The 13028-nt window shown below is 44.0% G+C and carries 13 protein-coding genes; 6 read left to right on the top strand and 7 right to left on the bottom strand.

The genetic code is table 11. The features are described from left to right. Positions 1–105: 105 nt before the first annotated feature. Positions 106–1029 carry an AraC family transcriptional regulator gene (locus MHH92_RS14380; RefSeq protein ID WP_340904510.1) on the bottom strand — a complete coding sequence of 308 codons (924 nt, stop codon included), beginning with the start codon at positions 1027–1029 and terminating at the stop codon, positions 106–108. Positions 1030–1317: 288 nt separating this feature from the next. Between MHH92_RS14380 and MHH92_RS14385 the strand changes: the two genes are divergently transcribed. After that, the gene (locus MHH92_RS14385; protein WP_100526198.1) at positions 1318–1896 is read left to right on the top strand and encodes a TetR/AcrR family transcriptional regulator; all 579 of its coding nucleotides are present in this window, start codon (positions 1318–1320) and stop codon (positions 1894–1896) included. A 98-nt stretch (positions 1897–1994) separates the two neighbouring features. Here MHH92_RS14385 and MHH92_RS14390 read toward each other — a convergent pair whose 3' ends face one another. Continuing rightward, positions 1995–2408, bottom strand: a complete 414-nt coding sequence (locus tag MHH92_RS14390) for a MerR family transcriptional regulator (protein ID WP_017688550.1) — start codon at positions 2406–2408, stop codon at positions 1995–1997. A 191-nt stretch (positions 2409–2599) separates the two neighbouring features. Between MHH92_RS14390 and MHH92_RS14395 the strand changes: the two genes are divergently transcribed. The 3 genes from MHH92_RS14395 to MHH92_RS14405 all read left to right on the top strand — a co-directional run bounded on the left by MHH92_RS14395 (position 2600) and on the right by MHH92_RS14405 (position 4802). Further along, a complete protein-coding gene (locus MHH92_RS14395) occupies positions 2600–3640 on the top strand; it encodes an NAD(P)-dependent alcohol dehydrogenase (RefSeq protein WP_076249360.1) in 1041 nt (346 codons plus the stop codon). Between the two features lie 188 nt (positions 3641–3828). Further along, on the top strand, positions 3829–4302 hold the full coding sequence (locus MHH92_RS14400) for an HIT family protein (protein ID WP_340904512.1): 474 nt from the start codon (positions 3829–3831) through the stop codon (positions 4300–4302). A gap of 128 nt (positions 4303–4430) precedes the next feature. Beyond that, positions 4431–4802, top strand: coding sequence for an iron chaperone (locus MHH92_RS14405; RefSeq protein WP_036670872.1), 372 nt, complete (start codon positions 4431–4433; stop codon positions 4800–4802). 75 nt (positions 4803–4877) lie between these two features. On the opposite strand, the gene MHH92_RS14410 is transcribed toward MHH92_RS14405, so the two are convergent. From MHH92_RS14410 to MHH92_RS14420, 3 genes are all read right to left on the bottom strand, one after another. After that, positions 4878–5858: an aldo/keto reductase gene (locus MHH92_RS14410; RefSeq protein ID WP_036608033.1), complete on the bottom strand. Its 981-nt coding sequence runs from the start codon at positions 5856–5858 to the stop codon at positions 4878–4880. Positions 5859–6089: 231 nt separating this feature from the next. After that, positions 6090–6968, bottom strand: a complete 879-nt coding sequence (locus MHH92_RS14415; RefSeq protein WP_074095023.1) for an SDR family oxidoreductase — start codon at positions 6966–6968, stop codon at positions 6090–6092. A 146-nt stretch (positions 6969–7114) separates the two neighbouring features. Next, on the bottom strand, positions 7115–7432 hold the full coding sequence (locus MHH92_RS14420; RefSeq protein ID WP_017688544.1) for a winged helix-turn-helix transcriptional regulator: 318 nt from the start codon (positions 7430–7432) through the stop codon (positions 7115–7117). A 365-nt stretch (positions 7433–7797) separates the two neighbouring features. Between MHH92_RS14420 and helD the strand changes: the two genes are divergently transcribed. Both helD and MHH92_RS14430 read left to right on the top strand, forming a co-directional pair. Then, positions 7798–10212, top strand: coding sequence for an RNA polymerase recycling motor HelD (gene helD, locus MHH92_RS14425; RefSeq protein ID WP_036670875.1), 2415 nt, complete (start codon positions 7798–7800; stop codon positions 10210–10212). Between the two features lie 226 nt (positions 10213–10438). Further along, positions 10439–11143: an SDR family oxidoreductase gene (locus MHH92_RS14430; RefSeq protein ID WP_047842912.1), complete on the top strand. Its 705-nt coding sequence runs from the start codon at positions 10439–10441 to the stop codon at positions 11141–11143. 117 nt (positions 11144–11260) lie between these two features. Here the strand turns inward: MHH92_RS14430 and MHH92_RS14435 are convergent, their stop codons facing one another. Then, the gene (locus tag MHH92_RS14435; RefSeq protein ID WP_017688542.1) at positions 11261–12091 is read right to left on the bottom strand and encodes a carbohydrate ABC transporter permease; all 831 of its coding nucleotides are present in this window, start codon (positions 12089–12091) and stop codon (positions 11261–11263) included. Position 12092: 1 nt separating this feature from the next. Then, entirely contained in the window at positions 12093–12965 is an 873-nt protein-coding gene (locus tag MHH92_RS14440) for a carbohydrate ABC transporter permease (protein WP_036670879.1), read from the bottom strand. Between the last annotated feature and the right edge of the window lie 63 nt (positions 12966–13028).

Consider the following 13028-nt stretch of genomic DNA (forward strand, 5'->3'; position numbering starts at 1 on the left):
TTCATTAATACATGAATAAGAAAGGACTCCGACTGACAAAACAGAAGGAGTCCTTTTTGGGATTGAACTAGACAAGGTAAAGGAACGATACTAGCGAGTAACCAGTCAAGAGATGGTAGTCGTTTCATCGGCTCTGCCTCTCAAGCGTTTAATATCTTCTCTGGGCGGAAATCCGAACATGCGAGAATATTCACGGCTGAATTGGGAAGGGCTCTCGTAACCTACCTGAAATGCTACATCTGCTGCATCGGTGGACTTGGATAATAACAAGCGGCGCGCTTCTTGCAGCCTAAGTTGTTTTTGAAACTGAATCGGACTCATGGCAGTCACTTCTTTAAAGTGTCTGTGCAGCGAGGCAGTACTCATATTGGCCAAATCGGCCAATTCCTCAACCCGAAAATTCCGCTCAGAGTGATTCATAATATATTCAATAACGTCTCTGATTCGATAGGTATGGCTGCCCTCCATGGTAGCTTGTTCCAGGGCAGTCCCATGTGGGCCTTTCAGAACTTTATAGAGAATTTCCTTTTTGAACAAAGGAGCGAGCAGAGGGATATCTTCCGAATGATCTTCCAACAAACGGGCTAACCTGAAGACTGCATCCAGCAGAGACGGCTCAGCTTGGCTGACAAACATGGCACGTCTCGTTGTTTTCCGCGGTCTTGCTGGGAAATCGGAATGGTTCAATACCTCCAGAATCTCACTGGATGTGAATTCAAGTTTCAGGGCCAGATAGGGAGCCTCAGACGAGGCTTGAATTACTTGTCCACTAACCGGCAAGTCAACGGTTGCCACGATATAACTTCCTGGACCATACCGGAAACGATCCTGTCCCAGCAGGACCTCTTTTTCACCCTGAACGATAATGCAAAAGGATGGTTCATTCACTCTAAATATAGGTTCAGTAACGACCGATTCACGGATTAGAAATAATGAAGGGATTACCGTAGGATGCACCCCGTCCTTGTCAGAAAAACGGTCAATGAGTGTGGCTAATTCGTTCTGTTGTTCATGTATTTGATCAGACATGCAAAGTTCTCCTTTTTCCTCACAACATAATAATCACATTCTATCGTATATTGACCGAAGGCGGTAGAAAACGGATAGGAATAGGCAAACATTTGATGTGAATGGATAAGACATGCTGATTGCTGGTTACATAATCACAAGTACACAGGTCATGATATACAACAAGTACAGAAGATATACACTTACGGTTCAGCTAATACATGATAAGATGAGAATGAAAAGGGTATCTGCATCTTTTATTTACTGATCGTTCCCGATGTGTTAGATTGATTTTGGGAGGGAAGTTGAATGGCTAGAAGTAAAGAGTTTGAAGTGAATGAAGTATTGGATAAAGCAATGAAGATCTTCTGGGAACAAGGTTACGAGAAGACGTCGATGAGTGATCTGGTTGAGCATATGGGCATTCATCGCAGAAGTATATATGATACGTTCGACGATAAACATACGCTGTTTTTGAAGGCTATGGATCGTTATAGTGGCAAGATCAGCGCCACATTACTCGCAGAAATCAAGGCATCCAAGACGGCAGTGGAAGCACTGCATAAAATTTTCGATGTTATGATCAGTGCAGTAGAGGATACGCCATCGGGATGCTTGATCGTGAACTCCGCCGTGGAGCTAGGCACACGTGATCAGGAAGTGGACAACCGATCTCTTGAATCGTTTAACGAAGCTGAGCGGATGTTCGAGCAGATCATTCAATGGGGGCAGCGGGAGGGAGAATTCTCTTCTGATCATGATGCAAAGGAAATGGCAGAGTACCTGCACAATATTTCTGTCGGCATTAGAGCCATGGCAAGAACCTCGACGGATAAGGAAAAATTAAACCGGATTATCCATGTAACGATGAAACTTTTGGAAAAATGATGAGTAGAGACATACCCAAAAAAGTAGCTTGAAATCCGTTAGAGGACTTCAAGCTACTTTTTTTTGCGCTAATTTTAGAAAATAGAAAGCATGAACCATCAATTGGTGATGGCATTTTCCATCGGTTTAATTTTGTGAATCTCTTCGGTCCCAGCCTCCAAAGCTGTTTCGTAGTAGGAGCGTTTGTGCTCGATGACTTCCATGGTTCTTCTTAGTTCCTCCATTTGTGCTTCCACAATAGCTTTTCGCTCCGTAAACATGTCATATCTTTGCTTCAGCGAGGAGTCCCCTTCAGAGCACCATTCAATGAAGTCTTTAATGTCTTTAATAGGCATGCCGGTCAGCTTCAGACATTGGATGATCTTTAAAAAGTCAATGTCGGAGTCTTTGAACAAACGTGTTCCACTTGTGGTACGTTCCACAAAAGGCATGAGTCCTTCCTTGTCGTAGTAACGCAATGTATATACCGTAAGGTCTAATTTTTTGGCAACTTCACCGATTGAATAGGTCATTTTCATAAAATTCCTTTCTACTGGGGGTAGACTTCGAGTTAACTCTAGGATGATCCGAGTGAATTCTAACATGTTGGATTACTGGATGTCAAAGTACGTTGGAGATAAAAAAATAAGATAAACATTTGACCTAGAGTTAACTAGAGGGGGTAAGATTATTTTGAACTTTAAATTACTAGGAGGTTATATCATTGATTATAGCTAAAGCCAGAGCCGTTGACGGACCAGACCAACAATTCAGAAGTGCTGAAATCAAACGACGTGATCTGGATACCAATGATGTATTAATCGAGATTAAATATGCCGGTATCTGCCATTCTGACATCCATACTGCCCACGGTGAATGGGGCCCTGTGAATTATCCACTCGTTCCTGGACACGAGATTGCCGGGATTGTAACCGATGTAGGAACCGGAGTCTCCAAATACAAGGTCGGTGACCGAGTAGGGGTCGGATGTATGGTGGACTCTTGTGGTGAATGTGTTAACTGTCGCAAAGGTGAAGAGCAATACTGTCTCAAAGGAAATATTCAAACTTACGCTGGAGTAGACAAATACGGTGAGCCTACGCAAGGTGGATATTCAACTCATATTGTTGTCGTAGAGGATTTCGTCGTTCGCATCCCTGATAACATTGCACTTGATGCTGCTGCACCTTTGCTGTGTGCCGGTATTACGACGTATTCACCACTTCATCACTGGGGAGCTGGCCCAGGTAAGAAGGTTGCTGTTGTAGGTATGGGTGGTCTAGGTCATATGGCTGTCAAAATTGCACATGCGATGGGTGCGGAAGTAACGGTTCTCTCCCAATCCTTGAGCAAAAAAGAAGATGGACTGCAATTTGGTGCAGATCACTACTTTGCCACAAGCGAACCGGAAACATTCGAGAAACTTGCAGGCACATTTGATCTGATGATCAACACAGTAAGTGCGAATATTGACATTAACGCTTATTTCTCACTGCTCACACTGGATGGCACACTCGTGAACGTGGGTGCTCCTGCTGAGCCACTAGCCGTAAACGTATTTTCTCTTATCGGCCATCGCCGTTCATTCGCAGGTTCCATGATTGGTGGCATCCGTGAGACGCAGGAAATGCTTGATTTCTGTGCAGAACATAATATTGCGCCTAACATTGAGGTTATCTCCGCTGACCAGATTGACGAAGCATACAAACGTGTACTGGCTTCCGACGTGAAATATCGCTTTGTTATTGATATCGGCACCATGTAATTGTGAAGTGTGCAATAATGATAGTTAAAGATAGAAAAAAAGCAGCTGCCGCCAAGGTCAGCTGCTTTTTGCTTTTCAGCCTGTTAATTGCTGATCGTACTAAAACCTGCGCTCTTATCGCAACGAACAGAAGATACCTGCGTCTAATAACCTAGTTGGAAAAATATGAAAGGAGCGGTATGAGAAAGATGACAGTATCATTTTCACATCAGCCGGAAGGTTACGAATGTCCATTTTGTCGTATTTGGGGTATCGAGCGACCTGATCAGGGAACAAAACAAAGGGATATCATCTATCAGAATGAAATGGTAACGGCATTTATAGCGGGCAAATGGTGGCCAAACAATAAAGGACATGTTCTTATTGTTCCGAATCAACATTTCGAGAATATCTTTGAACTCCCTGCGGATTACGCTGTTGAAATTCACCGCGCGGCTCAGCTTACAGCATTTGCAATGAAAAGTACATATGGATGTGATGGGATTTCGACACGGCAACATAATGAACCTGCTGGCAATCAAGACGTCTGGCATTATCATCTCCATGTTTACCCCAGATACGTGAACGATCAACTTTATCTGACAAATGGTTCGCAGTCCGATCCAGATGAACGCGCTCTCTATGCGGATAAGTTGCGATCTTGGATAAAGGAAAACATTTAAAGTCTAGCAGGCTGCTCATTTTTTGTTGAGTTATCGGCAGATAAGGGTTTTTGAATTTGATATTCATGATAGAATAAGATTGAATTGGACAATATAAGTAGTAGATTTCTTGTTATAGGGGGAAACTAATGGAGACCTTTGCAGAATTTATAGCACGCATCGATAACCCGGAACACCAGGCACGAACGGAAGAAGTTTTGAACTGGGTCACTGAAAACTTCCCGAATTTAAAACAAAAAATAGCCTGGAATCAACCGATGTTTACCGACCATGAGACCTTTATTATTGGCTTTAGTGTATCCAAGCAACACTTGGCTGTTGCTCCCGAGAAGGCAGGAATTAATCGTTTTTCGGAAGAGATCACACAGGCGGGTTATGATCACACCAAAGAGTTGGTGCGGATGAAGTGGAAACAGGAGATTGATTTTTCGTTACTTGAGAGAATGATTGAGTTCAATATAGCGGATAAGGCAGAATGTTCAACATTCTGGCGCAAATAAATCGCGATATAAAAAGAAGACCCCCAACTTCCGGATACGGAAAGAGGAGGTCTTCTATATTTTAAGCAAAAACGATTATTGAGCACCTACTACAGGGTGAGGTACATAGGGTTCTTCAAGGAATGAGACGTCTTCTGAGGTCAACTTAACAGATAGAGCACCTACCGCATCTTCCAGATGCGATATTTTGGTGGCACCGATAATTGGTGCCGCTACAGTGTCTTTTTGCAGCAACCAGGCAAGTGCAATGTGTGTGCGAGGGACACCGTATTTTTCTGCAATGGATGCAACTCGTTCAACAACAAGCCGATCCGCATCACTTGTCGCATTGTACTTGGATTTCTGAATTTTGTCTGTCTCGGATCGAAGTGTTGATACGGACCAGTCACGGGTTAACCTGCCTGAAGCAAGAGGACTGTAGGGAGTCACACCAATCTTTTCTTCCTTGCATAAAGGCAACATTTCTCGTTCCTCTTCACGGTAGATGAGATTCAGGTGGTTTTGCATGGAGACAAACTTGGTCCAACCATTTTTCTCTGCTACATGTAATGCTTTTTGGAACTGCCATGCAAACATGGCCGAAGCGCCAATATATCTCACTTTACCGGACTTCACCACATCATGTAAGGCTTCCATGGTTTCTTCAATAGGCGTATTGTAGTCCCAACGATGAATGATATAGAGATCCACATAATCGGTTTCCAATCGTTTCAGGCTTTTATCAATCTCACTCAGGATGGCTTTTCTGGAAAGACCAGAACCGTTGGGTCCTTGATGCATTTGTCCGTGTACTTTGGTTGCAATGACAACCTCATCACGATTGGCATAATCCTTTAATGCCCGACCAAGGTATTCCTCGCTTGTACCCAGAGAGTATACATTAGCTGTATCGAAGAAATTAATGCCTAGATCCAGCGCTTTCTTTATCACCGGGCGAGAATTTTCTTCATTCAGTACCCATTCATGAACCCATTTACTGGCATCCCCAAATCCCATACATCCTAGGCAAAATCGAGATACGTCCAAGCCTGTATTACCAAGTTTAGTATATTCCATGTCATGTTCAAATCCTTTCTAATGTTTATTATTGCCACCTGTAGGGTGATCTATATACACATTATTATGTCATAACGAAGGGAACAACCTGTACCACATTTCTATCAAAGTTTTGCCTAATCCTATCAGAATCTCTGAATTTGAATCAGTTGAGCCCATTAAAGTTCTCATATAAAAAGAACAAACCACTCGTTTCTCCGTTGGAGATTCAAATGGCTTGTTCATAAAATATTATTTAATCATTGTTTGATGAATCCAATCGCTTATTTTGGTTAATTTAAGATTGGCTTTGATATTATCATCTAACTCTTCATACCGTGGAAGAAGATCTGTATGCCCATCAATCCATTGGTACAATCCTTTAAGACCTGCTGCTGTCTCACTTCCCAACAAAGGCTGAATCGCTGCTTCAAAATGATCAAAAGGTAGAGACATGAAGCTGATCTTTTCACCTAATACAGCACTGAATTGTTCCGCTAATTGTGTACCTGTCAGGGCTTCTAATCCGGGTGCTGGGATAATGCTTCCTGCCAATTCCGAATGAGTCAAGGCATAATAGTGGAATTGAGCTGCATCGTTTAAGCTAATCCAGGAGATCGGCTTGTCTGCTGGTACCGGGTAGGCCAAAACGCCATTGTTCAGTATTCCGGGAATCAGGAAGTTTTCCAAGTATACAATGGGTTCCACAATGATATATGGAAGACCACTTTGCTGCAATTCGTGGATAACTTCACGTTTCAATTCAATTCCTTTGGAATGGGTGATAGGGTCAGGAACATAGGTACCTGTGTTAACTACAATCAATTTAACGTTTGCCTGTATAGCAGCATCAATTGCATTTTTGGTATATTGTCTGATCTTATCCGGATTGAACTCCACCGGCAGGTTCAGGAAGACTTTACTTACACCTTCATGCGCCGTATGGAGCTGTTCCACATCTGATAGATCCCCGATGAAAGCTTCAATGTTTTGTTCCTTCAGTGTGTTGGCTGTTGCCTCATTTCGAGTAATCGTGCGAACCTCACAACCGTGTTGAACGAGTAATTGAGCGACAGCGCCGCCTTGGGAGCCCGATGCCCCATATACTAAAAATCGATCATTCTGTGTCATAGTGGTCAATAACTTCCTTTCAATATGTGATTGGAATGAATGAGTTAACACTCAGCATTGACCTCAGCATAACGGATTTAGAATAGGAGCGTAAGTACGCACATTAATGATATAAAGTATCCCTTGGGATACTATGGGAAGGCGTTTTACATATGTTTCGATCCCCAATCACCTAACTGAAACAAGATCGAAGTCAGGCTTTGTCCTTTTTCTGTAAGGGAATATTCGACTTTAGGCGGAACTACAGGGTGGGTAACACGGTTTATCAAACCAGCTTCTTCAAGTTCTCGTAATTGCCTGGTTAATGTGCGATGCGTAATGGGGTCAAGCATTTTCTGTAATTCATTGAATCGAATTGTTGAATGGCGGATGAGACGATTTATAATTAATAACTTCCATTTCCCACCAATCATATTGACTGCAAACTCAACAGGACACCGGTCCTCCACAGGTTCTATATTCATGTTTATGTATCCCTCCCAAAAGCATCAACTCATGTTTCATGTTTCGTTCATTTTATCGAATTTATAAAGGGGTGTATAGCTTACAGCGCATTCAGGGTATGACCATGCCCAGGACACAAAAAAAGATGCCCCAGTGTAGCTCGAGGGACACCTTATATAATATAAATTATTGTTCAACTCAGACAGAACAAAAAAAGCATTGAACGTGAAAAAAAGCCATGATATAATCTATAGCGCACTTGACATTTATATTGAATGTAAAGGGTGAATCATTATTTATCCTAATTTAATTTTACATCCGACATTCCGATTTGTCAATGCTCTTTTTTTGGTCCTAATAAATGGAAAAGGGAGTGGACTCATTCATGGATAAAAAAGTGGAATGGAAGTTGGAAGAGGAAAGACTAGTGCAGGTGAGGAACAAACTTCAGGCACGACTCGACGAGTTAGAACCGAAGGTTGCCGGACTGCATGAACAGGCTGCCGAAATTCGTAAACGGTTCTGGGAAGAAGTGACGATTAATACCGGTTCGTACACGGATTTTGAAGATGCATTCTATACCATTAATCAGCAGTCGAGAGTGTTGGCGGAGAGGGAGCGCGGGCACAAGCTGTTAACACAACAATGGAAAAATACAAAGAGACTGCTTCCAACGCCGTATTTTGGCCGTTTCGACTATAAGGAAAAAGGCATGACATTGACTGAACAGATCTACATCGGTGTATCATCCTTCATGGATGAAGATGGATTGAACTTTCTAATCTATGACTGGCGTACGCCAATTGCAAGTCTGTACTATGATCACTCTCCCGGGCCAGCAAGTTATGACACACCTTCAGGACGAATCGACGGAAAGATGGAGCTCAAGCGTCAATTCCAGATTCAACATGGGCAGCTTCATAGCATGTTTGATTCAACTGAGACGATTGGTGACGAACTGTTGCAGCAAGTGCTCGCCAGGGGAGCAGACTCACAAATGAAGAGTATTGTAGCAACTATCCAGAAGGAACAAAACGCCATCATCCGTGATGACCGAAGCCGAATGCTTATCGTTCAGGGGGCAGCTGGCAGTGGTAAGACGTCGGCTGCGTTACAGCGAGTCGCTTACTTACTATATAAACACCGCCAGACAGTTAAAGCAGATCAGATTGTACTTTTCTCGCCGAATCCGATGTTTACCAGTTATATCTCGACTGTGCTCCCGGAACTTGGGGAAGAGAATATGCAGCAGACGACTTTCCAGGAATATCTGAATTATTGGCTGGATTCCTCCATCCGACCAGAGGATGCCTTTGATCAGATTGAATATGTGCTGACAGCTCAGAATGATCCGGGATATGAAGCTCGTATGGAGGCGATCAAGTACAAAGCTTCCGAGACATTCCTGCAAGTGCTCCAAAACTACGGTAAGTGGTTAGGAAGAGAGGGGATGCGGTTTAACGGCATTCAATTTCGGGGACGTGAATTCATCAGTTCAGACCAAATCAAGACCCAATTTTACAGTTTGGATCAGAATCTTACCTTGTCCAACCGTATACTTCTTTTGCAGGAATGGCTGCTGAGAGAACTTGTTTCGCTGGAACGTCTGGAACGGGAAGCAGACTGGGTTCTGGAGGAGTTGAATTATCTGGACACGGATGAGTATGTGGAAGCTTTCCGCATGTTGCACAAAGAAAAGCCTGTGTTCGATGTAGCGGAAAAATACGCAGCACGAGATAACGGTAATGACAGCACAGTGCAAGATGAGGGTGCCTTTAACTTTGCAGTGCGAGAAGAGGAGCTGCTTCGTCAGAAACTGGTGAAAGACATGTTTAAACCGTTAAGAAAGAGTGTGCGGAAATTCCAGTTCGTGGATGTGAAAGGTATATACGAACAACTATTTGTAGATGAAGCCGCTTATCGGGAACAAACGAATGGGGCAATCCCCCCACAGCACTGGCCTGAGATCTGTAAACAGACCAAGACCATGATCCTTCAGAACAAGCTGTTCCATGAGGATGCTACTCCGTATTTATATGTAAAAGAGATGATCGAAGGCGTACGGACGAACACAGAGATTCGTTATGTCTTTGTCGATGAAGGCCAGGATTATTCGGCGTTTCAATACGAATATCTCAAGAAACTGTTTCCTCGTGCCCGCATGACGGTGCTGGGGGATTTCGGGCAAGCCATCTTTATGCAGGCTACGGATTTGGCAGCACCCAACTCGCCACTGGTTCACCTTTACGGAGCAGGCGAAACTACATTGATACGGCTCGTACGCAGTTATCGTTCAACCAAAGAGATTGTTGAATTCACGAGACAGATGTTACCAGGGGGAGAAGAGATTAGACCGTTTGAAAGGGGAGATCAGAAGCCTCTTTTAACAGGATTGAAGGACGAAAAACTGCGTGGTGCGCAGATTCTCGCAGACATCGCCGCGCTTAAGGCGGAGGGGTTTGATTCCATCGCTGTGATTACGAAAACCGCGGCTGAAAGCCGTGACGCCTATGAAAGGTTGCAAAGTCAAGGCGGCGAAGGGTTGCAGCTCATAACAAAGGACACACAGATTTTCGAAAAAGGAATCATGGTTATTCCTGTGTATCTCGCCAAAGGCGTTGAGTTCGATGCTGTCCTGGTCTATGATGCTTCACCCGTTGCTTACAGCCAGGAATATGATCGCAAGCTTCTGTATACGGCATGCACACGGGCCATGCACCGACTTCATCTATATACAGTGAGTGACTGGTCACCATTTGTGCAGGCGTTCCCTGCGAATCTGTATGACATAAGAACGTAATTCATAAGTAAAGTAAATCCATCTTAAATGAAGGACCACAGAAAGATGCTCGGAGCCTTATTTCAAAGGTTATCGGGCATCTTCTTTTATTAAAGACATGAATCATAAAAGTTATTCTTTACTGATCGTTCCCGATGTGATAGATTGTTATTAGAGATTATGAGAATGATCATTCCCATAACAACTCGAAAATGAATACATTCTCAATGAGAGGGAGTAATAATAAATGAATATTTCCAAACAAGTTGCTATTGTAAGTGGGGCTAATCGAGGGTTGGGCAAGGAGCTTGCTCTTGAACTGCTGGCGAGGGGAACCAAAGTGTATGCTGGGGCACGAAACCCTGAATCCATTGATCTGCCCGGGGCTATTCCACTGCAACTCGATATTACGGATCCACAATCTGTCATGGCTGCAGCTGAGATAGCTAGTGATGTAACCCTTCTAATCAATAATGCCGGTTCCGCTACGGGTGCTTCTCTGCTCACGGGTGAGCTGAACGATATTCACTTGGAATTCAATACACATGTATTCGGTACGCTTTCAATGATTCGTGCGTTTGCACCGGTAATAGAGAAGAATGGGGGAGGTTCGATACTGAATATCCTGTCTGCTCTATCTTGGCTCAGCCTTGGTAATTCAGGAGCATATTCAGCTGCAAAGTCCGCTCAGTGGGGAATTACGAATGCATTACGTCTCGAATTAGCCCCTAAGAACGTTAGCGTTGCCGGATTGCACGTGGCGTTCATGGATACGGATATGACGGCAGGTATCGATGCACCAAAAACGAGCCCAACGGATATTGCCAAAATTGCAATAGATTCCATTGAAGCGGATCTCTACGAAATTATTGCTGATGATACTAGTCGGAATGTACAACAGGGTCTTGCTGGTGGTGTTGCTGCCCTTTACCCGCAATTGTTTCAAAAATAGAGAGGTGTAGATACATTTCTCGCTATAAATAAAACAACCCCCGCCAGATCTGGTGGGGGTTAAGTCTGTCATGAATTCTCTAATTCCATTCCTTCAAGAACGGTGAGAATATGAGGTTTAACCTTTAACTGCACCGGCAGTAAGGCCGCTGACAATATATTTTTGCCCGAATAGATACAGGATGAATACAGGCAGGGAAGTAAGCACGAGATTGGCGAAGATCAGGTTCCAGTCCCGGCTATATTTGCCGTAGAAATTGTAGATCGACAGTGGCATCGTCCATGTGGAACTGTCTGTCAGGAAGTACACCGGAATTGTAATGTCATTCCAGACGGACATGAACACCATGATGGCTACCGTTGCGTTAACGGGCAGGATGAGCGGTGTGACGATGCGGAAGAACACCCCGAACACACTTGCTCCTTCCAGAAATGCCACTTCGTCCAGCGCTCGTGGAATGGTTTTGATGAATCCACTATACAAGAATACACTGAAAGCTGTATTTAACGCGGCGTAGATCAGGATGACACTTGTGATGCTGCCGTAGAATCCCAATCCCTGTACGACACGTATGGTCGTAATAATCGACATTGGCGCAATCAGTCCCATGAAGAAATACATGTAGATCGTGCCGGATAGTTTGGTTTCCCGACGTGCCAGAATGAATGCCGCTGCCGAAGAAGCAACGATATTAATGATGGAAGATACGCCAGTAATCAAAATGCTGTTGAAGAACGCTCGCGACAGACCACCTTCCTGGAAGACACGAACATAGTTCGAGAACTGCCATGTTTCCGGAAAACTCAGGGAGAAGCTAAGCACTTCGGCGCTGGTTTTAAATGAACCAAAGATCAGAATGACAAGTGGCAACAGAACGATAAGAGAGGCCAGAATCAGGAAACCTTCCACGATATAGTTGCGGATGGCGAGTTTGCGTGTATAGCCCATGTTATTCCGTAACCTCCTTACGCCGCATGAAGATCAATAGCGGTATAGCAATAATGGTAACGACCACGAAGAGAAGTGTGTTGACCGCGGTACCAAGTCCCCAGTTGCCTTCGCCGAAAGATCGCAGAATGATCGTACCTACGACCTGGGAAGCGTTACCCGGGCCACCACCGGTCATGACATATACTTCTGAGAATACTTTGAGTCCACCGATCAATGTCAGCATCAGGTTAATGTTAATCGCGGGCAGCAAGAGTGGTAATGTGATCTTGAAAAAACTTCTCCACGAACTTGCGCCATCAATCTTGGCTGCTTCGTAATACTCTTGAGAAATGGACTGCAGGCCCGCCAGATAGATAGCCATCTGGAACCCTGCACTCTGCCAGATCGAGACGATGGCAATCGTCCAGATCACAATCGATGGGTTGGTCAGCCAAGCTTGGCTTAACGAATGTAATCCTACAGATTCCAACAAATTGTTGATTGTACCTTCGGTACGCAACATGGGAGTGAACAGAATGCTGATCACAAGGATGCTGAGAATAGAAGGGGAGTAGAATATCGCGCGTAGCAGGTTCTTTGTTCTTAATCGCATGTTAAGTCCTACGGCCAGCAATAGGCCGATAACGTTTTTGCCAACGACAGTGACGATTGCAAATATCGCCGTGTTTTTCAGCGCCAGAATAAGCGTTTTGTCCGAGAAAATTTTCTGGAAATTATCCCACCCGATGAACTTCAGCTCCAGCCGATCCAGCCGCCAATCCGTGAATGAATAATAGAAAGCGGCGAGAGCAGGCACAACAAAAAAGATGGAGTAGATAATCAGTGCGGGAAATATCATGTAATACGAGTACAGATTTTTAGTCCTTTTCATGTCTCACACTCCGTTATAACTAGGCAGCATAACGACCGATCCTGTTATGCTGCCTTATATTTC

This window comes from Paenibacillus sp. FSL M7-1414 (assembly GCF_038003195.1).
GTDB lineage: Bacteria > Bacillota > Bacilli > Paenibacillales > Paenibacillaceae > Paenibacillus > Paenibacillus amylolyticus.

Excerpts from the sequence above, each read along its gene's own strand:
- MHH92_RS14385 (WP_100526198.1), top strand. The coding sequence starts at position 1,318 with ATGGCTAGAAGTAAAGAGTTTGAAGTGAATGAAGTATTGGATAAAGCA.
- MHH92_RS14440 (WP_036670879.1), bottom strand. The coding sequence starts at position 12,965 with ATGAAAAGGACTAAAAATCTGTACTCGTATTACATGATATTTCCCGCA.
- MHH92_RS14435 (WP_017688542.1), bottom strand. The coding sequence starts at position 12,091 with ATGGGCTATACACGCAAACTCGCCATCCGCAACTATATCGTGGAAGGT.
- MHH92_RS14400 (WP_340904512.1), top strand. The coding sequence starts at position 3,829 with ATGACAGTATCATTTTCACATCAGCCGGAAGGTTACGAATGTCCATTT.
- MHH92_RS14390 (WP_017688550.1), bottom strand. The coding sequence starts at position 2,408 with ATGACCTATTCAATCGGTGAAGTTGCCAAAAAATTAGACCTTACGGTA.
- MHH92_RS14430 (WP_047842912.1), top strand. The coding sequence starts at position 10,439 with ATGAATATTTCCAAACAAGTTGCTATTGTAAGTGGGGCTAATCGAGGG.
- MHH92_RS14420 (WP_017688544.1), bottom strand. The coding sequence starts at position 7,432 with ATGAATATAGAACCTGTGGAGGACCGGTGTCCTGTTGAGTTTGCAGTC.
- MHH92_RS14380 (WP_340904510.1), bottom strand. The coding sequence starts at position 1,029 with ATGTCTGATCAAATACATGAACAACAGAACGAATTAGCCACACTCATT.
- MHH92_RS14415 (WP_074095023.1), bottom strand. The coding sequence starts at position 6,968 with ATGACACAGAATGATCGATTTTTAGTATATGGGGCATCGGGCTCCCAA.
- MHH92_RS14410 (WP_036608033.1), bottom strand. The coding sequence starts at position 5,858 with ATGGAATATACTAAACTTGGTAATACAGGCTTGGACGTATCTCGATTT.
- helD (WP_036670875.1), top strand. The coding sequence starts at position 7,798 with ATGGATAAAAAAGTGGAATGGAAGTTGGAAGAGGAAAGACTAGTGCAG.
- MHH92_RS14405 (WP_036670872.1), top strand. The coding sequence starts at position 4,431 with ATGGAGACCTTTGCAGAATTTATAGCACGCATCGATAACCCGGAACAC.